This window comes from Streptomyces sp. NPDC006134 (assembly GCF_040628835.1).
Classification (GTDB): Bacteria; Actinomycetota; Actinomycetes; order Streptomycetales; family Streptomycetaceae; genus Streptomyces.
Genome location: NZ_JBEXTV010000027.1, coordinates 1 through 26,105, shown reverse-complemented (window position 1 = coordinate 26,105; position 26,105 = coordinate 1). Strand labels below are relative to the sequence as shown.

At 72.5% G+C, this 26,105-nt stretch carries 22 protein-coding genes; 8 read left to right on the top strand and 14 right to left on the bottom strand.

Annotation, left to right across the window (positions count from 1 at the left end):
• Positions 1-34: 34 nt before the first annotated feature.
• The 3 genes from ABZ340_RS19140 to ABZ340_RS19130 all read left to right on the top strand — a co-directional run bounded on the left by ABZ340_RS19140 (position 35) and on the right by ABZ340_RS19130 (position 3,471).
• On the top strand, positions 35-430 hold the full coding sequence (locus ABZ340_RS19140) for a hypothetical protein (RefSeq protein ID WP_358782950.1): 396 nt from the start codon (positions 35-37) through the stop codon (positions 428-430).
• Positions 427-2,274 carry a caspase family protein gene (locus ABZ340_RS19135; RefSeq protein ID WP_358782949.1) on the top strand — a complete coding sequence of 616 codons (1,848 nt, stop codon included), beginning with the start codon at positions 427-429 and terminating at the stop codon, positions 2,272-2,274. The genes ABZ340_RS19140 and ABZ340_RS19135 overlap by 4 nt, the downstream gene beginning before the upstream one ends.
• 132 nt (positions 2,275-2,406) lie before the next feature.
• Positions 2,407-3,471 (top strand): biotin/lipoate A/B protein ligase family protein, encoded by a 1,065-nt coding sequence (locus ABZ340_RS19130; protein WP_358782948.1) that lies wholly within the window; start codon positions 2,407-2,409, stop codon positions 3,469-3,471.
• A 169-nt stretch (positions 3,472-3,640) separates the two neighbouring features.
• On the opposite strand, the gene ABZ340_RS19125 is transcribed toward ABZ340_RS19130, so the two are convergent.
• Positions 3,641-4,264 carry a TetR/AcrR family transcriptional regulator gene (locus ABZ340_RS19125; protein WP_358783013.1) on the bottom strand — a complete coding sequence of 208 codons (624 nt, stop codon included), beginning with the start codon at positions 4,262-4,264 and terminating at the stop codon, positions 3,641-3,643.
• Between the two features lie 78 nt (positions 4,265-4,342).
• Between ABZ340_RS19125 and ABZ340_RS19120 the strand changes: the two genes are divergently transcribed.
• Both ABZ340_RS19120 and ABZ340_RS19115 read left to right on the top strand, forming a co-directional pair.
• Positions 4,343-5,116, top strand: a complete 774-nt coding sequence (locus ABZ340_RS19120) for an SDR family oxidoreductase (protein ID WP_358782947.1) — start codon at positions 4,343-4,345, stop codon at positions 5,114-5,116.
• Positions 5,117-5,701: 585 nt separating this feature from the next.
• On the top strand, positions 5,702-6,379 hold the full coding sequence (locus ABZ340_RS19115) for a hypothetical protein (protein ID WP_358782946.1): 678 nt from the start codon (positions 5,702-5,704) through the stop codon (positions 6,377-6,379).
• A 39-nt stretch (positions 6,380-6,418) separates the two neighbouring features.
• Here ABZ340_RS19115 and ABZ340_RS19110 read toward each other — a convergent pair whose 3' ends face one another.
• The 6 genes from ABZ340_RS19110 to ABZ340_RS19085 form a co-directional block, all read right to left on the bottom strand.
• Positions 6,419-7,954: an NCS1 family nucleobase:cation symporter-1 gene (locus ABZ340_RS19110; RefSeq protein WP_358782945.1), complete on the bottom strand. Its 1,536-nt coding sequence runs from the start codon at positions 7,952-7,954 to the stop codon at positions 6,419-6,421.
• Between the two features lie 120 nt (positions 7,955-8,074).
• Positions 8,075-9,097: a TIGR03842 family LLM class F420-dependent oxidoreductase gene (locus ABZ340_RS19105; RefSeq protein ID WP_358782944.1), complete on the bottom strand. Its 1,023-nt coding sequence runs from the start codon at positions 9,095-9,097 to the stop codon at positions 8,075-8,077.
• A gap of 19 nt (positions 9,098-9,116) precedes the next feature.
• Positions 9,117-10,562, bottom strand: a complete 1,446-nt coding sequence (hydA, locus tag ABZ340_RS19100) for a dihydropyrimidinase (protein ID WP_358782943.1) — start codon at positions 10,560-10,562, stop codon at positions 9,117-9,119.
• Between the two features lie 141 nt (positions 10,563-10,703).
• Positions 10,704-11,990, bottom strand: a complete 1,287-nt coding sequence (locus ABZ340_RS19095) for an aspartate aminotransferase family protein (protein ID WP_358782942.1) — start codon at positions 11,988-11,990, stop codon at positions 10,704-10,706.
• Positions 11,987-12,829: a nitrilase-related carbon-nitrogen hydrolase gene (locus ABZ340_RS19090; RefSeq protein WP_358782941.1), complete on the bottom strand. Its 843-nt coding sequence runs from the start codon at positions 12,827-12,829 to the stop codon at positions 11,987-11,989. The genes ABZ340_RS19095 and ABZ340_RS19090 overlap by 4 nt, the downstream gene beginning before the upstream one ends.
• A gap of 290 nt (positions 12,830-13,119) precedes the next feature.
• The gene (locus ABZ340_RS19085; protein ID WP_358782940.1) at positions 13,120-13,371 is read right to left on the bottom strand and encodes a helix-turn-helix transcriptional regulator; all 252 of its coding nucleotides are present in this window, start codon (positions 13,369-13,371) and stop codon (positions 13,120-13,122) included.
• 51 nt (positions 13,372-13,422) lie between these two features.
• Here ABZ340_RS19085 and map point away from each other — a divergent pair, with 51 nt between their 5' ends.
• Positions 13,423-14,199, top strand: coding sequence for a type I methionyl aminopeptidase (gene map / locus ABZ340_RS19080; protein WP_358782939.1), 777 nt, complete (start codon positions 13,423-13,425; stop codon positions 14,197-14,199).
• Between the two features lie 481 nt (positions 14,200-14,680).
• Positions 14,681-17,209, top strand: coding sequence for an ATP-dependent Clp protease ATP-binding subunit (locus ABZ340_RS19075; RefSeq protein WP_358782938.1), 2,529 nt, complete (start codon positions 14,681-14,683; stop codon positions 17,207-17,209).
• An 18-nt stretch (positions 17,210-17,227) separates the two neighbouring features.
• On the opposite strand, the gene ggt is transcribed toward ABZ340_RS19075, so the two are convergent.
• Both ggt and ABZ340_RS19065 read right to left on the bottom strand, forming a co-directional pair.
• Positions 17,228-19,048: a gamma-glutamyltransferase gene (gene ggt, locus ABZ340_RS19070; protein ID WP_358782937.1), complete on the bottom strand. Its 1,821-nt coding sequence runs from the start codon at positions 19,046-19,048 to the stop codon at positions 17,228-17,230.
• A 347-nt stretch (positions 19,049-19,395) separates the two neighbouring features.
• The gene (locus tag ABZ340_RS19065; protein WP_358782936.1) at positions 19,396-19,806 is read right to left on the bottom strand and encodes a DUF6278 family protein; all 411 of its coding nucleotides are present in this window, start codon (positions 19,804-19,806) and stop codon (positions 19,396-19,398) included.
• A gap of 315 nt (positions 19,807-20,121) precedes the next feature.
• Between ABZ340_RS19065 and ABZ340_RS19060 the strand changes: the two genes are divergently transcribed.
• Positions 20,122-21,852, top strand: a complete 1,731-nt coding sequence (locus ABZ340_RS19060) for an SGNH/GDSL hydrolase family protein (protein WP_358783012.1) — start codon at positions 20,122-20,124, stop codon at positions 21,850-21,852.
• Between the two features lie 21 nt (positions 21,853-21,873).
• Here ABZ340_RS19060 and ABZ340_RS19055 read toward each other — a convergent pair whose 3' ends face one another.
• The 5 genes from ABZ340_RS19055 to ABZ340_RS19035 form a co-directional block, all read right to left on the bottom strand.
• Complete coding sequence (locus ABZ340_RS19055; protein WP_358782935.1) at positions 21,874-22,653, bottom strand: exodeoxyribonuclease III; 780 nt, start codon at positions 22,651-22,653, stop codon at positions 21,874-21,876.
• A 75-nt stretch (positions 22,654-22,728) separates the two neighbouring features.
• Positions 22,729-23,364, bottom strand: coding sequence for an MBL fold metallo-hydrolase (locus ABZ340_RS19050; protein ID WP_358782934.1), 636 nt, complete (start codon positions 23,362-23,364; stop codon positions 22,729-22,731).
• Positions 23,365-23,439: 75 nt separating this feature from the next.
• Positions 23,440-24,750, bottom strand: coding sequence for an alpha/beta fold hydrolase (locus tag ABZ340_RS19045; protein WP_358782933.1), 1,311 nt, complete (start codon positions 24,748-24,750; stop codon positions 23,440-23,442).
• 12 nt (positions 24,751-24,762) lie between these two features.
• Positions 24,763-25,710 (bottom strand): tyrosine-type recombinase/integrase, encoded by a 948-nt coding sequence (locus ABZ340_RS19040; RefSeq protein ID WP_358782932.1) that lies wholly within the window; start codon positions 25,708-25,710, stop codon positions 24,763-24,765.
• 40 nt (positions 25,711-25,750) lie between these two features.
• Positions 25,751-26,105, bottom strand: a 355-nt coding sequence (locus ABZ340_RS19035) for an integrase core domain-containing protein (RefSeq protein ID WP_358782931.1), incomplete at its 5' end; no start/stop codon positions are given.

Genomic DNA, 26,105 nt, shown 5'->3' with positions numbered 1-26,105 from the left:
CGCCGCCCCTGGCACGATCGAAGGGGCTGAGCCGGTGGAGAACAACACATTGATGATCCTCCTGTCGGAGGAGGGAGCGGAAGCCGAACGCGTGGCGGAGCTGACCGCCTACCTGCGCGAGGAATTGCTCGCCCTGGACGTGGACGACGTATCGACCGCCTCCGGTGAGGACGTCCCGCCCGGAGCGCGGGCCGTGGACGTCGCCCTGATCGGCACCCTCCTGGTGAACCTGGGCACGTCGGCCGCCGCCCTGACCCAGGTGGTGACCGTCGTCCGCTCCTGGCTGGGCCGGTGCCAGGACCAGCGCCCGTCGCTGCGCCTGACGCTGAACGACGACACGCTGGAGATCTCGAAGGCCACCGACGAGCAGGTCACCGAGGCCTTCGACCTCTTCGTGCGCAAGCACTCCGCGGCGGGAGCCGCGTCATGACGGAATCCCGGCACGCGCTGATCATCGCCAACGACCGCTACGACGAGCAGGGGCTCAAGAAGCTGCGGGCACCCGCGCAGGACGCCACCGCCCTCGCCGAGGTCCTGCACGATCCGGAGATCGGCGACTTCGAGGTCGAGGTCGTGCGCAACGAACCGGCCCACGTCATCCGCCGGCGCATCCAGGGCTTCTTCACCGACCGCCGGCGCGACGACACCCTGGTGCTGCACTTCTCCTGCCACGGGCTCAAGAGCGAGACCGGCGAGCTGTACTTCGCCGCCAGCGACACCGAACCCCGGATGCTGGACGCCACGGCGGTCCCCGCCCAGTTCGTACGCGGATGCATGTCCCGCACCCGGGCCGGCAGCACCGTCCTGTTCCTCGACTGCTGCTACGGCGGCGCCTTCTCCAAAGGGTCGTCCTCCGTCCGCGCCTCCGGGGACGTGAACGTGCTCGAATCCTTCAAGGCCGAAAAACCGCCCAGGGGGCGGGGCTGGGCCGTCATCACGGCGTCCAACTCCATGGAGTACGCCTTCGAGGGGCCCGACCTCGCCGAGAACACCGGACCCCGGCCGTCGGTGTTCACCCACGCGGTGGTGGAGGGCCTGAGGACCGGCGAGGCCGACCTCGACGCGGACGGCGAGGTCTCCCTGGACGACCTGTACGACTACGTCTTCGACCACGTACGGGAGCAGAACCCGAACCAGACGCCGAGCAAGACCGTGGAGATGCAGGGAGACCTGCATCTGGCGCACAGCAGGCACCGCCGTATCAAGATCGTCCCCGTCGGCCTCCCGCCCTCCGTGAAGAGCGCCCTCGGCAGCAGGAACGCCTTCGCCCGCCTGGGCGCCGTGGCCGAGCTGCGCTCCCGGCTGCGGAACGAGTCCCTCCCCATCGCCGAAGGGGCACGCCAGGCCCTGGAGGAGGTCGCGCGCAACGACATCCGGCAGATCGCCGACGAGGCGAGCAGCGCCTTGCGCGAGGTCCGCCTCCAGCCCACCCCGGCCCGCCTGGACTTCGGCCCGGTGCCGCGGGGCTCGCCACCGCAGCACCGGTCCGTGACCCTGGCCGGCCCGCCCCTGGCCCGCTGTTGCGTGGCCCACTCCACGCACGGCTGGCTGCGGGTCGAGGAGTCGGCCGAGGGCCTGGACGTCACCCTGGACCCGTCCGCCGAGGGGCATCTGAGCGGCGACATCGTGCTCAAGGGGATCACCGCGGACGCGGTGATCCACGTGGAGGCGGTGGTGGAGCCGGAGCGCGAGGAGACGCCCACCCAGGCCACTGACCGCCCCGAGCGGCCTCCCGGGGCGGACGGCCGCGAGCCCCCGCCACCCGGCCACAGGCCGCCCCCGCCGACAGCCCAGGTCGAGCCTCCACCTCCCCCACCGACAGTCCAGGTCAAGCCTCCGCCTCCCCCGCCGCCCCCTCCCCCTCCTCCACCCCCGTCCCCTCCCCGGCAGAAGTCCTTCCTCTCCCCCGCCCTCGCGACCGCCGCCCTGGCCGCCGCCGTCACCTCGGTCATCATGCTCGTCAAGGCCGCGGTACGGGCCGTGGAAGCCGTGGAGGACTGGATCGCCCCAGGAGCAGAAAGCCGGCTCCAGGTCTATGCGGAGGCCGTCGGCGTACTCCCGCCGCTCGTCATCTGCCTGATCACGGCGGTGGCGGCCCTGGTTCTCGGCGCGTTCGCCCGGCACGATCTGCGAGCGCGGGGCGACCGCTACACGGCCTGGTCGGCCGGCTTCGCCAAGGGCCTGACCGCCACGGCGAAGGTCCTGGCCGTTCCCGCCTTGGCACTGGCCGCGCTCATCGGCATCGCCTACCTCGTGGCGAAGGACCGCCAGTAGCGACCCGCCACTCGCGCGACATTCCAGGAATCACGGGCAACACGGGAATCATCCGCCCTGGTCCGGCGTTGGCCGATGGCGGACGCGGTCGACCGGTCGGGACCGCAGGACCGGGAACGGAGAGACAGTCGGGTGCACGGTGAGTACAAGATCCCCGGCGGCAAGCTGGTCGTCGTGGACGTGGAGACCGAGGACGGCGTGCTGCGTCACGCGCGCGTGGCGGGCGACTTCTTCCTCGAACCGGACGAGGCGCTCGACGCCGTGAACCGCGCCCTGGAGGGCGCCCCGGCGGACACCGACGCGGCCGGTCTGGCGGCGCGGATCGACGCGGCGCTGCCCGAGGGGACCGTGATGTACGGGCTGACCTCGGAGGGCGTCGGCATCGCCGTGCGCCGCGCCCTCGCGCACGCCACGGACTGGACCGACTACGACTGGCAGCTCATCCACGAGGGCCCGCAGTCCCCGGCCCTGCACATGGCGCTGGACGAGGTGCTGACGGGCGAGGTCGCGGCGGGCCGCCGGCCCCCGACGCTGCGCGTCTGGGAATGGGGCGCCCCCGCCGTGATCATCGGCAGCTTCCAGTCGCTGCGCAACGAGGTCGACGCCGACGGCGCCGCCCGCCACGGCGTGGAGGTCGTGCGCCGGATCTCCGGCGGCGGCGCGATGTTCGTGGAACCGGGCAACACGATCACGTACTCGCTGTCGGTGCCCGGAGCGCTGGTGCAGGGCCTGTCCTTCCAGGACAGCTACGCCTACCTCGACGACTGGGTGCTGGGCGCGCTCGGCGACATGGGGATCAGGGCCTGGTACCAGCCGCTGAACGACATCGCCACCGACCAGGGCAAGATCGCGGGAGCCGCGCAGAAGCGGGTCGTGGGACCGGACGGCGGCCCCGGCGCCGTGCTGCACCACGTGACCATGTCGTACGACATCGACGCCGACAAGATGCTGGACGTGCTGCGCATCGGCCGGGAGAAGCTGTCCGACAAGGGCATCAAGAGCGCGAAGAAGCGGGTGGACCCGCTGCGCCGGCAGACCGGGCTGCCCCGCGAGGCCGTCATCGACCGGATGATCGATTCGTTCCGCGGCCGATACGGGCTGACCCAGGGCAAGGTGACCGACGAGGAACTGGCCCGGGCGCGGGAACTGGCGCGCACCAAGTTCTCGTCACCGGAGTGGACGGCCCGGGTGCCCTGAGTCCGGATGTCGGGCTGCCCCTCGGGCGCGGGGCGGCGCCTGCCGGGTGCACGGACTGCACAGCAGGTCAAAGGGCTGGCGGCCTCTCGTCCCATGCGAGCGGGAGGCCGTTTCCATGATCAGATCCCGCACCCCCGCGTGATCTTGCCGGCCGGATCGGGTGAACCGATCAGCGTTGCGCCGCCGGCCAGGCGGCCAGCGCCAGTTCGGCCACCGCGGCCAGCTGGGCGGCGGCGGCACCGTCCTGGGCTCGTTGCGAGAGTCCCTGCAGGACGGTGGCGAAGTAGTCGGCCAGGGCCCGAGGGCTGGCCTCGGCGGGCAGTTCCCCCGCCCGCTGCGCCTCCCGCAGTCGGGCCTCGAACCCGTCCACGTTCCTGTTGCGCAGGTCGCGGAGGAACGCCCGCACCTCCGCGTCCTGCGGAGTGACGTTGGTCGCCGCGCCGATGGCCAGGCAGCCGGCCGGGTGCGCGGGGTCCGAGTAGACGACCGCGGCCTCTCGAAGGATGCGCGCGAACGCCCCGTACGCGGTGGGCTCCTCCCGGAGCGCGACCCCGGCGAAGCCGCCGACAGGTGTCCGGCCGTAGGCGTCGACCACTTCCTTGAACAGGGACTTCTTGTCTCCGAAGGCCGCGTACAGGCTCCCTGAGCGAATCCCCATCGCCTCGGTCAGCTCGCCGATGGAAACGCCTTCATAGCCTCGCTCCCAGAACAGGCGCATGGCCGCGGTCAGAGCGGCTTGGCGGTCGAAGGTGCGCGGACGGCCGCGCTTGGGGGTCTCAGCCATGCCCCACATTTTAGAGTGCTCGACCAACAAACCGTGCTACCTTCTTTCTTGGTCGATCACTCAAAAAATGGAAGGCGGCCAACCACCATGGGTACGCAGCGACTTGACGGAAAGACCGCACTCGTCACCGGAGGCAGCAGGGGCATCGGACGCGCCGTCGCACAGCGGCTCGCCCAGGACGGCGCTGTTGTCGCGCTGACCTACGCCCGCGACGAGACCGCGGCGCACGACACCGTGGAGCGCATCCGGAAGGACGGCGGTCGGGCCTTCGCCCTCCACGCGCAACTGGGCCGTCACGGCGATGCCGCCGCCCTGTGGTCGGCCTTCGACACCCAGATCCTCCACCACACGCCCGAGCCGGTCGTCGACATCATCGTCAACAACGCCGGTATAGGACGCAGTGCGGACCTGGCGTCACTGACCGAGGACGGTTTCGACGAGGTCTTCGCCGTGAACGTGCGAGCACCGTTCTTCGTCGTGCAGGAGGGGCTGAAGCGACTGCGCGACGCCGGCCGGATCATCAACATCTCCAGCGGCGCGGCCCACCTCGCCATGCCCGAGGCCATCGCCTACGGCGCCACCAAGAGCGCCCTGGACAACTTCACCCTCAACCTCGCCAAGGAGCTTGGCGCCCGGGGCATCACAGCGAATTCGGTCGCGCCGGGGATCATCGACACGGATGTCAACGCGGACTGGCTGCGGGGCAACCCGGAGGCCGAAGCCCACGCCGCCTCCCTGGCCGCACTGGGCCGCGTCGGCCAGCCGGAGGACGTGGCCGACATCGTGGCCTTCCTCGCCTCGGACGACGCGCGCTGGGTCACCGGCAAGGTGATCGACGCCACCGGCGGCTCCGGCCTGTGAGTCCTCGCCCTCGGGCGGGAGCACCCGTCGGTGGCCTTCCGCCCGAGGGAACTCGTCGTGGTGAACCGCTCCACGCCCCCACACGCACACCGCGCCGCGAGCCTGGACGGCGGCCAGCGCGTCGAGCGGGGCGGCACGAGCAGGACCAGCACCCCGGGTGTGAACAGGTCCCACAGGGAGAGCAGGGGCCAGGCAGCCCCTGCGGACCGGGCTCTCCCTGCGGTCCCGTAGAGCCCGGCTCCCCAGAGATTCCTGATTCATCGCGCTGGTGTCGTCCCCGCGTGGGCGGAGATCGCTCAGAGGGCGGCGCTGTCGGGCAAGCCTCCCTTCCGGCCGGTGGGCGGCAATCGGCTCGGGGCCGACGGCTTCACCCCTCCCCGGCGGAGTCGTGCGCGCGCCGGCGCATACCACCGAAAGCACTTATATACGCGTAAATCATGCCTGACCGAAACCGTCGGCAGGCCGGTCCCGTCACCGTGCCTGCACACAGTGAGAGGGCACTTTCGCCTCACGAGGACTCGTGTGACACTGTCGTCCCGTCCGCAGTGTGGACACACTCCGCACCGTCCCCAAGAGAAGTGCGCCGTGCGTTCTCTCCCTCTGCCGTTCGCCCTGGCCGCGCGCCTGGCCCCGGTCGCCGTGCTCGCCACGGCCGGCTGGGCGCTGGCGTCCGAGCCGCCGTCCGGGCCGCCCGCCGCGGCTCCCGCCGCCGGGAACCAGGCCGCTCCCGAGGCCGGGAGCCGGTCCCCTTCCGCCCCCTCGACGCAGGCCGCGTCGAGGACGTACCGCTCCGCTCCCGCGCCGTGCGCCAGTCTGGCCGAGGCGACGGTCGCGTCTCTCGTCCCGGGGGCGAGGAAGGCGGGGAAGGAGATACCGTCCACGGACACACAGGTGCGCCGCACCTGCTCGTGGAACGCGCTCAAGGAGTACGACTACCGCTGGCTCGACGTCTCCTTCGAGGTCATGGAGTCGGACGAGGCGGCACGGGCGTCGTACGAGGAGCGCCTGGAGAACGACCGGGGTGGCGGCGAGGTCCCGGGGCTGGGCGACGCGGCGTACTCCGTGGTGAACCTGGTCACCGAGGACGGGCAGCAGACCCGTGAGGGCACGGTGGTCGTCCGCGCGTCCAACGCGCTGGTGGTCGTCACGTACAACGGCAGCGACTTCGAGACGCGGAAGGCGCCCGGCACGGAGGAGATCAACAAGGGCGCCGTCAAGGCCGCGAAGGAAGCGTTGGCCGCGCTGGGGGACGGCCGGGGCTGACCCTCCCCCTCCGCGGGGGCTCCGTAAGGGTACGGCCGGTCACCGCCGGGCGGCGGCCGTCCGGCGGTGGCGCGGCAGCATCAGCGCCAGGTACAGCACCGTCGACGTGCCCAGGCCCACCGCCCAGCCGTAGTCGGCCAGCGGCGCCAGCGCCGGGACGGGACGGCCGTCGATCAGCGGGTGGAAGTCGGCGCCGCCGATGGCGAGGACACCGCCGGCCGCGAAGGCGGCGACGGCCCGCCAGTTCCAGCCGGCGTCGTACCAGTAGCGGCCGCCCGCGCGGTACAGGTCGACGAGGTCGAGCCGGGCCCGGCGCAGGATCCAGTAGTCGGCGACGAGGATGCCGGCGACCGTGCCGAGCAGCCCGCCGACCAGGCCGAGCCAGGTGAAGATGTAGCCCTGCGGGTCGGCGTACAGCTTCCACGGGAAGATCAGCACGGCGAGGACGCAGGTGATGAGCGCGCCGGTGCGGAAACTCACCCGGCGCGGCGCGACGTTGGAGAAGTCGAAGGCCGGCGAGACGAGGTTGGCGGCGACGTTCACGGACAGGGTCGCGACCAGCACGGTGACGAGGGCGAAGAGGAGCCCGGCCGCGTTGTCCGTCCGGGCGGCGAGCTGCACCGGGTCCCAGACCGGCTCGCCGTACACCGCCTGCGAGCCTGAGGTGACCAGGACGGACAGGAACGCGAACAGGGTCATGGTGGTGGGCAGTCCGAGGGCCTGGCCCCAGGTCTGGGCCTTCTGGCTGCGGCCGTAGCGCGTGAAGTCGGGGATGTTCAGCGACAGCGTCGACCAGAAGCCGATCATGCCCATGAGCGCGGGTGCGAAGAGCGTCCAGAAGTCCGCGCCCCAGCCGAGCCTCGACGGCTGGTCGAACAGCGGGCCGAGGCCGCCCGCCTTGTCGCTCATCCACCACAGCATCACGAACGCGCCGATCAGGACGAAGGGCGCCGCCCAGTTCTCGAAGCGGCGGATCGTCTCCATGCCGCGGTGGATGATGGCGAGCTGGAGCGCCCAGAACAGCGCGAACGACAGCCACATGGTCCACGCGTGGCCGCCGACCTCGGCGGCACCGGTCCAGCCGTCCCCGACGAGCTTGCCGGCCAGGAAGTAGATCGCCTCGCCGCCGATCCAGGTCTGGATGCCGAACCAGCCGCACGCGACCAGCGCCCGCACGACGGCGGGCAGGTTGGCGCCGCGGATGCCGAACGAGGCGCGGGCGAAGACCGGGAAGGGGATGCCGTACTTCGGTCCCGCGTGGCCGGTGAGCAGCATCGGCACCAGCACGATCACATTGGCCAGGGCGATGGTGAACACCGCCTGCCTCCAGTCCATGCCGACGGCGATCAGGCCGGAGGCGAGGGTCCAGGAGGCGGTGTTGTGGGCCATGCCGACCCACAGCGCGGAGAAGTTGTACGTGGTCCAGGTGCGCCGGGAGACGGGAACCGGCAGCAAGTCTTCGTTGGCGTACGGGCCGCTCGGCGGCGGGGAGTCCGGGGCGAGCTCCACCCGCCCGTCGGGGAGGGTGACCTGGGTGGCGGCGGGCGGTATGCCCGTGGGGGCGGTGTCGGTCATGGGCGGGCCAATCGGCTGGACGGGGCGGGAGAGGCCGTGCGGGTGTCACCGACCGGAGGAAGGAGCGGGAGAACAGAGAAGCGGAGAAGGAGGTGAGCAGCGGGTCGGCGCAGGAGGAGGTCAGCGGTTCACGGCGGGGATCACCTGTGTCCCGTACGCGTCGATCACGGCTTCCCGCGCGTCGTGCATGGCGTAGACGGCGAACTGGTCGACACCCAGCGCGCGCAGCGCGTTCAGCTTCTCGATGTGCCGCCCGGCCGGGCCGATCAGGCAGAACCGGTCGACGATCTCGTCCGGCACGAACCGGGTGTCCGGGTTGCCGCTGCGTCCGTGGTGGGCGTAGTCGTAGCCCTGGCGTGCCTCGATGTAGTCGGTGAGCTCCTGCGGTACGACGCTGCCGTCCGTGCCGTACCGGGCGACGAGGTCGGCGACGTGGTTGCCGACCATGCCGCCGAACCAGCGGCACTGTTCGCGGGCGTGGGCGAGCGCGCCGGGCGAGTCGTCGGCGGTGACGTACGCGGGGGCGGCGACGCAGACCGTCACCTCGGCCGGGTCGCGGCCGGCTGCGGACGCCGCGCTCCTGACCGCCTCGACCATGTACTCGGTCAGGTAGAGGTCGGCGAGCTGGAGGATGAACCCGTCGGCCTCCTCCCCCGCCAGCTTCAGCGCCCTGGGGCCGTACGCGGCCATCCACACCGGCAGTTCGGCGCCCGGCCGGACCCACGGGAACTTCACGACCGTACCGTCGCCGAGGTCGGCCGCCTCGCCGCGGCCGAGCGCCCGGATCACCCTCATCGCCTCGCCGAGGCGGGCCAGGGTGGTGGGCCTGCGGCCGGCGACGCGCATCGCGGAGTCGCCGCGGCCGATGCCGCAGACCGTGCGGTTGCCGAACATGTCGTTGAGGGTGGCGAAGGTGGAGGCGGTGACCTCCCAGGTGCGGGTGGCCGGGTTGGTGACCATCGGGCCGACCTTCAGCCGGGTGGTGTTCGCGAGGATCTGGCTGTGGATGACGAACGGCTCCTGCCACAGCACGGCGGAGTCGAAGGTCCAGCCGTAGCGGAAGCCGTTGCGTTCGGCGCGCTTCATCAGGCTGACGACCCGGGAGGCCGGCGGATCGGTCTGGAGGACGAGTCCGAAGTCCATGGGCACCGCTCCTGAAGTGCTAGAGGAGATACTGGCAGGTGGAGCGCGGGGTGTAGACGCCGTGGCCCTTGCGTCCGGTGTACTCCCGCTCGGTGATGACGGGTTCGCCGCGCGAGAGCACGGTCTCGACGCGGCCGGTGACGCGCTTGCCCTCGTACGCCGAGTAGTCGACGTTCATGTGGTGGGTCTCGGCGGAGATCACCTGCTCGGCGTGCGGGTCGTAGATCACGACGTCCGCGTCGGCGCCGGGCGCGATGGTCCCCTTCTTCGGGTACAGGCCGAACATGCGGGCCGGGGTGGCGCAGGCGATCTCGATCCAGCGGCGGCGGGTGAGGTGACCGTCCAGGACGGCCTGGTGGAGCAGGTCCATGCGGTTCTCCACGCCCGGCAGGCCGTTGGGGATCTTCGAGAAGTCGCCGCGGCCCAGCTCCTTCTGGCCGGCGAAGCAGAAGGGGCAGTGGTCGGTGGAGACCACCTGGAGGTCGTTGGTCCGCAGTCCCCGCCACAGCGCGGCCTGGTGCTCGCGGGGCCTCAGGGGCGTGCTGCACACGTACTTGGCGCCCTCGAAGTCCGGCTCGGCGAGGTTGTCGGTGGACAGGAACAGGTACTGCGGGCAGGTCTCCCCGAAGACGTTCAGGCCCTCGTCGCGGGCCCGGGCCAGTTCGGCGACCGCCTCCCGCGCCGAGACGTGCACGACGTACAGCGGGGCCCCCGCCACCTGCGCCAGCCGGATGGCGCGGTGGGTGGCCTCGGCCTCCAGCAGGGACTTGCGGACCTCGCCGTGGAAGCGGGGGTCGGTCTCGCCGCGGGCCAGGGCCTGCTCCACCAGCACGTCGATGGCGATGCCGTTCTCGGCGTGCATCATGATCAGGCCGCCGTTCTCGGCGGAGCGCTGCATGGCGCGCAGGATCTGGCCGTCGTCGGAGTAGAAGACGCCCGGGTACGCCATGAACTGCTTGAAGGAGGTGACGCCTTCCTCGACGAGGAGGTCCATCTCCTTCAGCGTCTCCTCGTTCACATCGGAGACGATCATGTGGAAGCCGTAGTCGATCGCGCAGTTGCCCTCCGCCTTGGCGTGCCAGGCGTCCAGGCCCTCGCGCAGGGAGCGGCCGACGCTCTGCACGGCGAAGTCCACGATCGTGGTGGTGCCGCCCCAGGCGGCGGCCCGGGTGCCGGTCTCGAAGGTGTCGGAGGCCAGGGTGCCGCCGAAGGGGAACTCCATGTGGGTGTGGACGTCGACGCCGCCCGGGACGACGTACTTGCCGGTGGCGTCGAGGACCCTCCCCCACCCTCCGGGCGGGGGGTCCCCCATCTCGCTTCGCTCGGCCGTGAACGACGCGGCGGCCGGGGTGCCGGACGCGGCGAGGGCGGCGATGCGGCCGTCCTCGATCAGCACGTCGGCGTGGATCTCGTCGGAGGCGGTGACGACGAGGCCACCGCGGATGACGGTACGGCTGCTGCTCATGCTGCTGTTCCCTCTCCTGCCGTGGTCGGTGGTGCCGGGGCGTGCGGTCCGGTGGGACGCGCGCCCCGGCACCACCTCAAGGCCCTTGAAGTGCCTCGAGGTGGCGGTCCCGGTGTGCTCGCTCCTCCGCTCGGCGGCCGGTTACCGGAGGCTTCTCAGGGCGTGCTCCAGGATCGCGGCGCCTTCCTCGGCCTCCGCGACCGTGAGGGACAGCGGCGGGGCGATACGCAGGGCGCTGGTGTCGTGGCCGCCGCCCTTGCCGATGAGCAGTCCGCCCGCGCGGGCCGCCTCCAGCACGGCGGACGCGGCCTGGTGGTCCGCCTCGTCGGTGCCGGGCCGGGTCAGCTCGATGCCGATCATCAGCCCGCGCCCGCGCACCTCGCGGACGTGCGGGACCTGCGCGGCGATCGACCGCAGCCGCTCGATGAGCAGCCCGCCGACCCGCCGGGCGTTGCCCTGGAGGTCGTGTTCCAGCAGGTAGGTGAGGTTGGCGAGGCCGGCCGCCATCGTGATCTGGGTGCCGCCGAAGGTGGAGATGCTGTTGGCGTCCAGGCAGTTCATGATCTCGGCGCGGGCGATCACCCCGCCGATGGACATGCCGTTGCCGATGCCCTTGGCGAAGGTGACGATGTCGGGCGGGCCGCTGCGGGCGTGCGCCTGCCAGCCCCAGAAGTGGTCGCCGGTGCGGCCCCAGCCGGTCTGCACCTCGTCGGAGATCCACAGGATGCCGCGGTCGCGCAGCACCTCGCGGAAGGCGGCGTACAGGCCGTCCGGCGGGGAGGTGAAGCCGCCGACGCCCTGGACCGGTTCGGCGATCAGCGCGGCCGGCGGGCGGGTGTGGCCGAGGAGGTCGGTGAGGTCCGCGACGCAGGCGTCGATGAAGTCCCGGTCGTCGAGGGCGGCGTAGGGGCCTCGGGTGCGTACGCCGCCGTGGACGTACAGGGTCTGGAGCGGGGACAGGGAGGTCGGGGACCAGCCGCGGTTGCCGGTGATGCCGACCGCGCCGAAGGAGCGGCCGTGGTAGCTGTTGCGCATGGCGAGGACCGTGTTGCTGCGCCGGTACGTCGTCGCCAGCAGCAGGGCGGTGTCGTTGGCCTCGGTGCCGGAGGTGGTGAAGAAGACGCGGGCGTCGGGGATGCCGGACACCTGGGCGACGCGCTCGGCGAGTTCGACCATCGGCCGGTTGAGGTAGAGCGTGGAGGAGTGGAGGATCCGCCCGGCCTGTTCGCTCACCGCCTTGGTCACCTCGGGCAGGGCGTGCGCGGTCATGGTGGTGAGGATGCCGCCGAAGAAGTCGAGGTACTTGTTGCCGGCGGCGTCCCAGACGTGGCGGCCCTCGCCGTGGGTGATCTCGATGGGGTCCTCGTAGTAGAGGGCGAGCCAGTCGGGCAGGACGGCGCGGTGGCGGCTGAACAGATCCCGGGTCACGGACGCACCAGCCCCTCGTAGGCGTCGGGCCGGCGGTCGCGGTAGAAGGCCCACTGCTGCCGCACCCGGTCGATCAGGCCGAAGTCGAGGTCGCGGACGACCAGTTCCTCCTTGGTGTCGCTGGCCACGTCTCCGACGAACTGTCCGCGCGGGTCGACGAAGTACGAGGTGCCGTAGAAGTCGTTGTCGCCGTACTCCTCCTGGCCGACGCGGTTGATCGCGGCGACGAAGTACTCGTTGGCGACGGCCGCCGCGGGCTGCTCCAGCCGCCACAGGTGGGCGGACAGACCGCGGTGGGTGGCGGACGGGTTGTACACCAACTGCGCTCCCGCGAGCCCGAGTTGGCGCCAGCCCTCGGGGAAGTGGCGGTCGTAGCAGATGTAGACGCCGACCTTGCCTGCGGCGGTGTCGAAGACGGGCCAGCCGAGGTTGCCGGGCCGGAAGTAGTACTTCTCCCAGAAGCCTTCGACCTGCGGGATGTGGTGCTTGCGGTAGGTGCCGAGGACGGTTCCGTCGGCGTCGATCACGGCTGCGGTGTTGTAGTAGAAACCCGGCTGCTCGACCTCGAACACCGGCGCGACGATCACCATGCCGGTCTCCCGCGCGAGCGCCCGCATGCGGCGCACCGTCGGGCCGTCGGGCACCGGTTCGGCCCAGCGGTAGTGCTCCGGATCCTGGACCTGGCAGAAGTAGGGGGCGTTGAAGACTTCCTGGAACCCGATGATCCTCGCGCCCTGCCGGGCCGCCTCGCGGGCGTACTCCTCGTGTTTCGCCACCATGGACTCGGTGTCGCCGGTCCAGGTGGCCTGGACCAGAGCGGCACGTACGACGTTGGCCATGAGCTGCTCCTTCGACGCGACGAAAGCGCCTCTACGCCCGTAGAGCAGGCCGTAGAGGGACGAACGTAAGCCTCTCGGGCGAGCTTGCCAAGACCATCGTCGCCAAGGCGGGGTGTCGATCGCGTTTCACACCCCTGTGGGTGAGCGGGTGGCGAGACCTGTGGGGCGGGTGGGGCAGGCGGGCTCAGCGGGCCCGCTGCGACGCGGTGCGGGACGCAGGGCGGCGCAGCGCGAGGCGCAGGGCAGGGCGGTGCGAGGCGGGCCGCGGCACCGCACGAGGTGACGCCGGATCAGACCCCGGCGAGCGCGCAGCGACCCGCCAGCTCGTCCATCGACAGGCCGAGGGCATGGGCCAGCGCGGCCACCGTGAAGAAGGCCGGGGTCGGGGCCCGGCCGGTCTCGATCTTGCGGAGGGTCTCGGCGGAGATCCCTGCGCTCGCCGCGACGTCCGCCATGCTCCGGCCGCCGCGCGCTTCGCGCAGCAGCCGTCCGAGCCGCTCGCCGCGTTCCCGTTCCTCGGGGGTCAGTGGGGTGCGCACCATGCCGCCATCCTACCGCCAGGACCCCATTAAAATACCGGTATAGTAATTGGCATGGTGGAACTGAAGACGGACAAGTCGATCGACGCGATGTACGAGGCGGGGCAGGTCGTCGGGCGGGCGCTGACCGCCGTACGGCGGGCCGCGGACGTGGGGGTCTCCCTGCTGGAGCTGGACGCGGTGGCCCGGGAGGTGCTGCGGGAGGCGGGGGCCGGCTCGCCGTTCCTCGGTTACCGGCCCTCCTTCGCGCCGACGCCCTTCCCGGCCGTCATCTGCGCCTCGGTGAACGACGCGATCGTGCACGGCATCCCGAACGGCTACCGGCTGCGCGACGGCGACCTGGTCTCCATCGACTGCGGCGCGGAGCTGAACGGCTGGGCCGGCGACTCGGCGATCAGCTTCGTCGTCGGCCGGCCGCGCGCGGCGGACCTGCGCCTGGTCGAGACCGCCGAGCGGGCCCTCGCCGCCGGCATCGAGGCCGCCGTCGTCGGCAACCGCATCGGGGACATCGCCCACGCGATCGGCTCGGTGTGCCGCGCCGCGGGTTACGGCGTCCCGGACGGTTTCGGCGGGCACGGCATCGGCCGCCGTATGCACGAGGACCCGCCGGTGCCGAACGAGGGCCGCCCGGGCCGGGGCATGCCCCTGCGCCACGGCATGGTCCTGGCGATCGAGCCCATGGTGATCGGCGGCGGCGGGGACGGCTACCACGCGGCGCCGGACGGCTGGACCCTGCGGACGGACGACGGCTCGCGCGCCGCCCACGCGGAACACACGGTGGCGATCACCGAGGAGGGGCCGCGCGTGCTCACGGCGCGGGAAGGGGTCTGAGGGACGGGCAGGGGCTGAGAAGCAGGCCCGGGGAGCGGCCCCGGGGAGAAGACCGAGGGGCGGGCACGGGAGGAGACGCCTGAGGAACGGGGGGCGGGCATGCCCGGGGAACTGAGGGCGGGCGGATGCGGGCGGGCCCGGGGAACGGGCGCGGACGGACCCGGCAGGCAGACGCGGGCGGGCCTGGCGGGCGGGCGCGGGCAGACCCGGGGAACGGGCGCGGACGGACCCGGCAGGCAGACGCAGGCAGACCCGGCGGGCGGGCGCGGGCAGACCCGAGGAACGGGCGCGGACGGACCCGGCAGGCAGACGCAGGCGGGCCTGGCGGGCGGGCGCGGAAAGCCTTCCGGGGCCGGGCGCCGGCGCCGTTCCCGAACGTGCCCGCCACGGGACGACGTGTCATCGTGGCATGAGCGGGCCCCGACCGGGTTACCCGGCCCCGGCACGTCGACCAGCGGAGGACACCGGAGGACGGACAGCGATGACCAGCGGCTTCATCAGCCCGGAGGGCGACCCCTTCGCCGAATTCCTCGCCCGGTTCTTCGGCGGACCGCGGCCCCGGCACATCGACATCGGCCGGCTGCTCAGCCAGCCGGCGCGGGAGCTGGTGCGCGGCGCCGCCCAGTACGCCGCCGAGCACGGCAGCCGGGACCTGGACACCGAGCACCTGCTGCGGGCCGCGCTGTCCGCGGAACCGACCCGGAGCCTGCTCAGCCGGGCCGGCGCGGACCCCGACTCGCTGGCGTCGGAGATCGACGAGCGCTCCGGCCCGGTCCAGCACACCCCCAACGAGGCCCCGCCGCCCACGTCGCTGTCCCTGACGCCGGCCGTCAAGCGCGCCCTGCTGGACGCGCACGAGCTGGCCCGGGCGAGCGGCGCCGGGTACATCGGCCCGGAGCACGTGCTCAGCGCGCTGGCCGCCAATCCGGACTCGGCCGCCGGGCACATCCTGAACGCGGCCCGGTTCGCGCCCTCCGGCCTGCCGTCCGAGGCGCCGGAGGCGGCGGGGGCCCGCGCGGAACGCCCCCAGCCGACGAACACGCCGACCCTCGACAAGTACGGCCGCGACCTGACCGAGCAGGCCCGGCAGGGCCGCATCGACCCGGTGATCGGGCGGGACGAGGAGATCGAGCAGACCGTCGAGGTGCTCTCCCGCCGCGGCAAGAACAACCCGGTGCTGATCGGTGACGCGGGCGTCGGCAAGACCGCCATCGTCGAGGGGCTGGCGCAGCGCATCGCCGACGACGACGTGCCCGACGTGCTCGCCGGGCGGCGGGTGATCGCCCTGGACCTGACGGGCGTGGTCGCCGGCACCCGTTTCCGGGGCGACTTCGAGGAGCGGCTGAACACCATCGTGGGCGAGATCCGCGCCCACTCCGACAAGCTGATCGTCTTCATCGACGAGCTGCACACCGTCGTCGGCGCGGGCGGGGGCGGCGAGAGCGGGTCGATGGACGCGGGCAACATCCTCAAGCCGGCCCTCGCCCGCGGCGAGCTGCACATCGTCGGCGCGACCACGCTGGAGGAGTACCGCCGCATCGAGAAGGACGCGGCCCTGGCCCGCCGCTTCCAGCCGATCCTGGTGCCGGAGCCGACCGCCTCCGACGCGGTGGAGATCCTGCGCGGCCTGCGCGACCGCTACGAGGCCCACCACCAGGTCCGCTACACCGACGAGGCGCTGGTGGCGGCCGTGGAGCTGTCCGACCGCTACCTCACCGACCGGCGGCTGCCGGACAAGGCGATCGACCTGATCGACCAGGCCGGGGCGCGGGTGCGGCTGCGGGCCCGCACCAAGGGCACCGACGTGCGGGCCATGGAGCGCGAGGTCGAGCAGCTCACCCGGGACAAGGACCAGGCGGTCGCGGACGAGCAGTACGAGCAGGCGACCCGGCTCCGTGACCGGATCGTGGAGCTGAAGCAGCGGATCGCCGAGGCGGCCGGCGACGGCGAGGCCGACGAGGGGCAGAACCTGGTGGTGGGCACCGAGGCCATCGCCGAGGTGGTGTCCCGGCTGACCGGCATCCCGGTCAGCAGCCTCACCCAGGAGGAGAAGGACCGGCTGCTGGGCCTGGAGCAGCACCTGCACGAGCGGGTCGTCGGCCAGGACGAGGCCGTCCGGGTGGTCGCCGACGCCGTCCTGCGCTCGCGCGCCGGGCTCGCCAGCCCGAACCGGCCGATCGGCAGCTTCCTCTTCCTCGGCCCGACCGGCGTCGGCAAGACGGAGCTGGCCCGGGCGCTGGCCGAGGCGCTGTTCGGCAGCGAGGACCGCATGGTCCGCCTCGACATGAGCGAGTACCAGGAGCGGCACACCGTCTCCCGGCTGGTCGGTGCCCCGCCCGGGTACGTCGGGCACGAGGAGGCCGGCCAGCTCACCGAGGTCGTGCGCCGCCACCCCTACTCGCTGCTGCTGCTGGACGAGGTGGAGAAGGCGCACCCGGACGTCTTCAACATCCTGCTCCAGGTCCTCGACGACGGACGGCTGACCGACTCCCAGGGCCGCACGGTGGACTTCACCAACACGGTCATCGTGATGACCAGCAACCTGGGCTCCGACGTGATCACCCGCCGCGGCGCCGGCATCGGCTTCGGGGCGGGCGGCGCGGACGCGGACGAGGAGGCCCGGCGCGAGCAGGTGCTGCGCCCGCTGCGCGAGCACTTCCGGCCGGAGTTCCTCAACCGCATCGACGAGATCGTCGTCTTCCGCCAGCTCAGCGCCGAGCAGCTGCGGCAGATCACCAGCCTGCTGCTGGAGCAGACCCGCCGCCTGCTGCACGCGCAGGACGTCACCGTCGACTTCACCGACGCCGCCGTGGACTGGCTGGCCGAGCACGGCTACCAGCCGGAGTACGGCGCCCGCCCGCTGCGCCGCACCATCCAGCGGGAGGTCGACAACGAGCTGTCGCGGCTGCTGCTGGACGGCCGCGTCGCCGGGGGCGGCCGGGTGACGGTGGACGTCGAGGACGGGCGGCTGGCCTTCCGTACGCGGCCCGTGCCCGCCCCCGAACTGTGAGAGCCGGTGCGGTGGCGGTCAGCGGGCCGGGCGCACCACCATCGCCGAGCCGCCGCCGCGCCGTTCCTTCTCGGCGGCGGCCAGCCACCTGCCGTCCGGCAGCCGCTGGATTCCCGTCGCCGCGCCGATCTCCGGGTTCTGCCGGAAGGAGTGCCCGATGGCCTCCAGGCGGCGCTGCGTGTCGGTGCCGTACAGCCCCGGCTCCATCTCGGTCTGTGCCGCGTTGCGCTGGCTGACGCGCGGCGCGGCGATCGCGTCGACGAGCGGCAGGCCCCGGTCGAGGAACCCGGTCAGGGTCTGGAGCACGGTGGTGATGATGGTGGCGCCGCCGGGCGAGCCGAGCGCGACGACCGGCCGGTCGTGCCGGTCCAGGACGATCGTCGGCGACATCGACGAGCGGGGCCGCTTGCCGGGGCCGGGCAGGTTCGGGTCGTGCACGGCCGGGTCGGCGGGGGCGAAGGAGAAGTCGGTCAGCTCGTTGTTGAGCAGGAAGCCGCGGCCGGGCACGGTGATGCCGCTGCCGCCGGTCTGCTCGATGGTGAGGGTGTAGGCGACGACGTTGCCCCACTTGTCGGCCGCCGTCAGGTGCGTGGTGTTCTCGCCCTCGTACGTCGTCGGGGCCGCCGGGCCGCCGGCCGCGCAGGGGGCGGGGTCACGCGGGTCGCCGGGGGCGACGGGGCTGGTGAGGACCGCGTCGTCCTTGATCAGGCAGGCGCGGGAGTCGGCGTACCGCTGCGACAGCAGCTGACGGGTCGGTACGTCCTCGAAGGCGGGGTCGCCGACCCAGCGCCCGCGGTCGGCGAAGGCGACGCGGCTGGCCTCGATGAAGCGGTGCAGGTACCGGGCCTCGCTCGTCCGCTCCTTCGACAGGTCGGTGCGCTCCAGGATGTTGAGGGCCTCGCCGACCGTGGTGCCGCCGGAGGACGAGGGTGCCATGGAGTACACGCCGAGGCCGCGGTAGGAGGTCTTCGTGGGTGCCTGGAGCCGGGTGCGGTAGGCCGCCAGGTCCTGGGCGGACAGGTCGCCGGGGCGGGCGTTCCAGCCGGAGTCCGGGTCGACGGGCGGCTTGTTGACGGTGGCGACGACGTCCTCGCCGATGTCGCCGTGGTAGAGCGCGTCCACGCCCTTCCTGGCCAGCTCCCGGTAGGTGCGGGCGAGGTCGGGGTTCTTGAAGGTGGAGCCGACGGCCGGGAGTTTCCCGCCCGGCAGGAACAGCTCGGCGGTGTCGGGGAAGTACCGGAACCGGGCCTCGTTCTCGGCGGTCTGCTTCCGGAAGGTCTCGTCGACGGTGAAGCCGTCGCGGGCCAGCCGTTCGGCGGGTGCCAGCAGCGTGGCGAGCTTGCGGCTCCCCCACTTGTCCAGCACCGTCCGCCAGGTCGCGGGCGTGCCCGGGGTGCCGACGGCGAGACCGCTGCTGACCGCCTCGGCGAACGGGATCGGCTCGCCGTTCTCGGTGAACAGGTCCTTGCCGGCGGTCAGGGGGGCCGTCTCGCGGCCGTCGACGGTGTGCACCGTACGGGACTCGGCGTCGTAGTAGACGAAGTAGCCGCCCCCGCCGATGCCGGCCGAGTAGGGCTCGGTGACGCCGAGCGCGGCGGCGGTGGCGACGGCCGCGTCGACGGCGTTGCCGCCCTTCCTCAGCACCTCGATGCCGGCGGCGGAGGCGTCCGGGTCGACGCTCGCGACCGCGCCGCCGTGGCCCACGGCGACCGGGGACTTCTCGGCGGGGCCTCTCTGCGCGGACGGCGGGGCCGCGGCCCCCACCGACACCACGGCGGCCGAGACCGCCAGGACCGCGAGCTTCCGTGCGACCGGTTTCCGCGTGACAGGACGACGCATCCGCACCTCCAGTGACAGGCCGTCCGGGCAGCTTAATTCATCGTCATGGCCGCGTCATGGACCTGCCGGGTACGGGCCCGTCGCCGCCCGCAGGCGTGCGCGGCCGTGACCGGCGGCGTGCGCGACATCGTGCCGGGCGTGACAGCGGCGGGGATCAGCGCCGCACCGGGCCGGGGCTCGCCCGCACGTGTCCGTGGAAGCGCGAGCTCCGCCGTAAGCCGTAAACAGACCTTCCTCGGGCTGCCGGCGCACTCCGAGTCGCCGCTCGTCGTCAACCGACCCGGCCGCCGCCGGGACGTCCCGGACGGCCGCGACCGGGCCGCTGTCAGGCCCCGGTCAAACCTCGGTCAGGCCTCGGCAGCCTCCGCGTACAGCTGCGACAGCTGAGGGGCGCCGCTGGCGGCCCACTCCAGCCCGCAGGCCACGACGTCGAACTCCCGGCCGGAGGCGAGCCACACGACGGGCTGCCCGTCGGACCGGATCCGCCAGGCGGCACCGGGAACGGTGCGGACGATCACGGTGCCCAGGTACAGGCCGGCGTCGTTGCCGAGCCAGGGCAGGATCTCCTCGTCATCGCGCCAGCGCGGCACCAGCTGGTCGAGCGCCTCCAGCGAGGCGGCGGTGTCGTCGAGCAGAACACCGTCCCCGGATGCCTGGGAACGGAGCAGTTCACACTCGGCGAGCAGCCCGGCGATGCCCTCGGGATCGAGAGTCATGACGGATTTCTCGCGCCGATTGCCCAGGAAGGGGATGTTCATACCTCCAGATTGGCATTCGTACCGGCGTGCGCACCACAGGCACGCATCCGCCATTCGCTTCAACGCGCCTACCACTCGTGCCGGGTGGGCGGTGTCATGTGGGTGGTGTCGTGCGGGACGTGACGTGACGTGACGTGCGGGACGTGACATGCGAGTCGCGTCGTGCGGGTTGTGCCGCATGAGCCGTTTCGTGCGAGCCGCATCATGCGAGTCCTGTCGTGCGAGTCCTGTCGTGCGAGCCGTGTCGTGGAAGGAGCCGTTGTGCGCCCAGGGATCCGGAGTGCCGTCGTCGTCCTCGCCCTGTCGGCCGCTCTCATGCCGGCCGCTCTCGTGCCGACGGCCTCCGCCACCCGGGCCGCCGCCGGGAGCGCCGCCGGGCCGCTGCCGCTGGAGCGGCTCTTCGACAACACCGCCGTCAGCGACGACGCCCGGCCGGGCGAGGCGGACTTCGACGGCTCGGGCGCCTCCCTGTCGGCGCAGGACCTGGCGGCGGCCGGCTGGACGCCCGGCCGCACCCTCACCGTGCAGGGCGCCCGGCTGCTGTGGCCGCGACGGGCGGCCGGCGAGCCGGACAACGTGCGGGCCGCCGGGCAGGACGTCCGCGTCACCGGACGCGGCGACGCGCTCGCCTTCCTGGTCGCGGGCACGGCCGGCACCGCCGTGACCGGCGCGGGGAGGGTGACGTACGCCGACGGCACCGGCTCCGCCTACCGGCTCACCGCGCCCGACTGGCGCACCGGCCCGCTCGCGGCCAAGGCGGTGGCGCTGCCGCACGTCAACACGCCCGCGGGGCAGCGGGCCGGGAAGGCACGGCTGTACGTCGTCACCGTGCCGCTCGCGCCGGACCGCGAGGTGGCCTCGGTACGGCTGCCGCACGCGGCGGGCCTGCACGTGTTCGCCCTGTCGGTGCGGGACGCCGGGCGGGGCTGGACGGGCGGCTGGGCCGCGTCGACGTCCGGCTACCCGGCGGTGGGGCCGTGGAGCGACCGGACGCTGCGGCTGGTGGTGCACATGTCGGCCGGCGGGCCGCGGGTGCGGGTGCGGTTCGACAACACGTTCGCCGCGGCGCCGGTGCGGATCGGCGCCGCGACCGTCGCGGTGCGGGCGGCGGGCGCGGCGGCGCGCCAGGCCCCGGTGCCGCTGTCCTTCGCGGGCGCGCGGGGCGTCGGCGTCCCGGCGGGGGCCCAGGCGTACAGTGATCCGCTCCCCTTCGCGGTGCCCGCCGGCGCCGATCTGCTGGTGAGCTTCCACCTGCCGGGCACGGTGACGGCGGCGCCCGTGCACCGGCAGTCACTCCAGCGGTCGTACCTCAGCGAGCCGGGCGACCACACGGCTGACGGCACCGCCGCCCCGTACACCTCGATCCTGACCGGCTGGCCGCTGCTGACCGGGGTGGATGTCGGCGGCGGTCCCGGGTCCGTGGCCGTGCTCGGCGACTCGATCACCGACGGCGACCGGTCCACGGCGGACGCCAACCGGCGGTGGCCCGATGTGCTGGCCCGGCGCCTGCACGCCCAGGACGCCGTCCCCCGCTACGGGGTGCTCAACCACGGCATCTCGGGCAACCGCGTGACCGGGGACCGCTACCCCGGCGACGGGGTGTCCGCCGACACGGCCGGGGTGAGCGCCCTGCACCGGTTCGACCGTGACGTGCTCGCCCAGACGTCCGTGCGCGCGGCGGTGGTCTTCGAGGGCGTGAACGACCTGCTGGCGGGCACGGACGCGCAGCGCGTGATCACCGGCCTGCGGGAGCTCGCGGACCGGGGGCGGGCCCGGGGGCTGCGGATGCTGGGGGCGACCGTGCTGCCCTGCGGGGGCAGGGCGGGGTGCACGGCCGCCGTCGACGCGGAGCGGGCCGCGGTGAACGCGTGGCTGCGCGGGACGGACGCCTTCGACGCGGTGCTCGACTTCGACGCCGTCGTCCGCGATCCGGCGCGGCCGTCCCGGATGCTCCCGGTGTACGACAGCGGAGACCATCTGCACCCGGGGGACGCGGGGCTGGCGGCGCTCGCCGGCTCCGTGGACCTGCGGCTGCTCACCGGGTGACGGGGGCGGCGGGCCGGTGCCTCACACGTCCAGGTCCACCACGACCGGCGCGTGGTCGGAGGCGCCCTTGCCCTTGCGCTCCTCGCGGTCCACGTACGCGTCCTGGACCGCCTTCGCGAACGGCGCGTTGCCGTACACGAGGTCGATCCGCATGCCGCGGTTCTTGGGGAAGCAGAGCTGGCGGTAGTCCCAGTACGTGTACGGGTGGTCGTACTTCAGCGGGCGCGGCACGACGTCGGACAGGCCCGTCTCGCGCAGTGCGGCCAGTGCGGCGCGCTCGGCCGGGGTGACGTGGGTCGAGCCCTCGAAGGCGGAGCGGTCGTACACGTCGTCGTCGGTCGGGGCCACGTTGTAGTCGCCCAGCACGGCGAACGGGCGGCTGCCGGCCGCGTCGCCGGCGACGGCCGCGCGCAGCGCCTCGAACCAGCGGAGCTTGTAGGCGTAGTGCGGGTGGTCGACCTCGCGGCCGTTGGGCACGTACACCGACCAGACGCGGACCGGGCCGCAGGTGGCACCGACCGCGCGGGGTTCCTGCGCGCCGTCGTAGTCCGGGCCGCCGGGCAGGCCCTTGACCACGTCCTGGAGGCCGACGCGGGAGAGCACCGCGACGCCGTTCCACCGGCCGGTGGCGTTCACCGCGGCCTCGTAGCCCAGCTCGCGCAGCTCGTCGAACGGGAACTGCTCCTCGGCGACCTTGGCCTCCTGGAGGCAGAGCACGTCGGTGCCGCTGCTCTCCAGCCAGGCCAGCAGCCTCGGCAGACGAGCGGTGATCGAGTTCACGTTCCAGGTCGCGATGCGCATGTCCCACAACCTACCGGGCGGCACCGACAACCCCGGTCCCGCCCGCCGCCGCGGCCACCGCCTGGCCCCGCCGGCTCACACTTCGGCGCTGTCCCCCGGCGTCAGCCTCAGGTGCTCCGCGCCGCCGAGCTGCCCGATCTGCCGGTCGTAGACCGGGCGGGCCAGGTCGGTCAGGAGGGCGTCGTGGATGTCGTAGGCGCGCCGCGGCCGGACCTCGCGGACGTAGTCGATCACCTCGGAGATCTTGTTCCAGGGGGCCATCACCGGCAGCATCAGCGTCTCCACCGGGTGGTCGGGGACGGTGAGGGCGTCGCCGGGGTGGAAGACCTTGCCGCCGTCGATCAGGTAGCCGACGTTGGTGATCCGCGGGATGTCCGGGTGGATCACCGCGTGCAGCTCGCCGTGGACCTGCACGTCGAAGCCGGCGGCGGTGAAGGTGTCGCCGTGGCCGACGGTGTGCACGCGGCCCGGGAACGCCGACGAGATCTGCTCCGCGACCGCCTTCAGCGTCCAGATCTGCGCGGCCGGGTTGATCTCCATCGCGGCGCGCAGCCGCAGCTCGTCGAAGTGGTCGGGGTGCTCGTGGGTGACGAGGATCGCGTCCGCGCCGAGCGCGGCGTCCTCCTCGCTGAAACCGCCCGGGTCCAGGACGAGCACCTGCCCGTCCTTCTCCAGCCGGACGCAGGCGTGCGACTTCTTGATGAGCTTCATGCAATCCATCCTGCCTCCGCTCCGCCACCCGGGCGCGCCCGGGCTGCCCGGGTGGCGGGGCCGCCCCGGGCCCCGCTATCCCTGCGGGGTGGTCTCCTCCCGTACGACCTGCTGTGCCACCCGGAACGCCCGGTTCGCGGCGGGCACGCCGCAGTAGACGGCCGTCTGCAGCAGCACTTCCTTGATCTCGTCCGGGGTGAGCCCGTTGCGCAGGGCGGCCCGGGTGTGGGCGGCGAGATCCTCCAGGTGCCCGCCCGCGACCAGGGCGGTGAGGGCGACGCAGGAGCGGGTACGGCGGTCCAGGCCGGGCCTGTCCCAGATCTCGCCCCAGGTGTAGCGGGTGAGGAATTCCTGGAAGTCCCCGGCGAAGTCGCCGGCCTCCGCCAGCGCCCCGTCGACGTGCGCGTCGCCGAGCACCTCGCGGCGCACCTTGAGCCCGGCGTCGTACACGTCCGGCCGGCCGCCGGGCGGTGTCTCCACCGCGGCCGGGGCGATCTCGGCGACCGGCTGAACCGGCGCGGCCTGCGGCGGCACGGGCGCGGCCAGGACCGGCCGGACGGGGGCCGCGGGGATCGCGGTCTGCCCGGTGGCGGAGTCGTGGACGGGCTGCCAGGCGGTGCTGAAATGCGTCACCAGCAGGTCGGTGACGGCGGCGGGCTGCTCGACGGGGACCAGGTGCGAGGCGCCGGGGACGACGGCGAGACGGGCGTCCGGGATGCCGGCGACCAGGGTGCGGGCCTCGGCGGGGCCGGTGACCTGGTCGTCGGAGCCGACGAGGACGAGGGTGGGCACGCCGACCCGGCCGAGCTCGGCCCGTACGTCGAACGTGGCGAGCGCCTCGCAGGCGGCGATGTAGCAGCCGGGGTCGGTGGTGCGGACCATCTGCACGGCCCACTCGGTGATCGCGGGCTGCGCCGCGGCGAACCCGCCGGTGAACCACCTGTCCGGAGCCGTACGGGCGATGGGGTCGAGCCCGTTCGTCCGTACGACCACGCCGCGCTGGCGGAACTCGTCGGCCGTGCCGAACCGCGGCGAGGCGGCGATCAGCGCGAGCGAGGCGAGACGCTCGGGGTGGCGCAGGGCCAGCTCGACACCGATCGCGCCGCCGAGCGCGCAGCCCGCGTAGCCGAAGCGCTGCACGCCGAGCCCGTCGAGGGTGGCGAGCAGGCGGTCCGTCAGCTCGGCGACGGAGCCCGCCGGATGCGCGGGGGCACCGCCGTGCCCCGGCAGGTCGAAACGGACGACGCGCCACTGCTTGGCCAGCTCAGGAACCTGCCGGTCCCACATGTGCCATGTAGTACCGAGGGACGGTCCCAAGATCAAGACAGGGGCGTCTTCTGGCCCGTCAAAGCGGTATTGCAGCGTATCGATCTTGGCCTCGCTCACGGGTTCACACCTTCATCTGTCACGATCTGTCACACGCTCCCCCGCGAGACCTCCCCATGCCTCCGCTGCTGGAAGCAGGTCGGCCACGTCCGGTTTCACGTACCACTTCTTGGTCGTCTTCACATTGGTGTGCCCAGCCCACATGGCAAGCAGGTGATCCGGCACCCCGTTGTTCGCCAGGTAGGTCAAGCACGACGCCCGAGCATCGTACAGACGGACCCTGCGAAGGCCGTTTTCGTCCATGATCTTGTAGGCCCGCACCCGGAGCTGCCGGCCGTTCAGCACGGCGCCGAGTTCATCCACGAGCACGTACCCGCCGCTCGCGTACCCTTCGCCTGCTGCCAGGCGCTCCTTCGCCTGCGTGGCCCGGAACGCCTTCAGCGCTTCACGCACGAGCGCCGGAAGCGGCAGCACACGTTCGCCCGCCATGCTCTTGGTGTCCTTCTCCACCACGGTGCGGTTACCCATGAGGGTCCGCGTGTTGGTGATGCTGACCGTGGCCGCCTCCAGGTCGATGTCCGACCACCGCATGCCGCAGACCTCCGCCGGACGGAGCCCCATCAGGGATAGCAGCAGCGGCGCGTACAGGCGGTCCTCCCTCATCGCGGCAATGAAAGCGCCCACCTCCGTGGCATTCCACGGCGTGACGACCGCCTTCGTCTTCCGCTCCGCCTTCCGGGCCTTCAGCGGAATGTGCACTTCGCTCGCCACATTCACGGTCACCAGGCGGCGCGCGACGGCCCGGTTCAGGGCGTCCTTCAGCCTGGCCAGGCTCATTTCCACGGAGGTCACCCCGAGGCCCGTACCCGCCTTCACGCCGCGCGCACGCCCTTGCTGGAGCGCCCATCGCATCCAATCAACCACGTGGTCTTCGGTGAGTTCCTGGAGCCGGATACAACCGAGTTTCCCGCGTACACGGTCCAACGTGGTGCGGTAGTTGTAGACCGTCGTGGGCTCCAAATGAGCTGCCCCGAGTTTCGTAGAGTCCGGTGATCTTGTTTCAGGCGGACTGCGGGGAGGCTTCCTGTTGTCGCCGCCCGTCGCGTTCGTACTCGGCGGGCGGTACGTAGTCGAGGGCGGAGTGGAGCCGTTCCTCGTTGTACCACGTGACCCACTGGAAGATCGCACGCTCGACCTGGTCGAAGTCCCGCCATGGCCCTTGCATCTCGATCAGCTCGGCCTTGAAGGTGCCGTTCAGCGCCTCGGCCATCGCGTTGTCACAGCTGTCCGCGACCGAGCCGACCGACGCGGTGGCCCCGGTCTCGGCGAGCCGTCCGGTGTACCGGATGGAGACGTATTGCGAGCCGCGGTCGCTGTGATGGATGAGGCCGGAGTCCTTCTTGATCCGCCTCCTC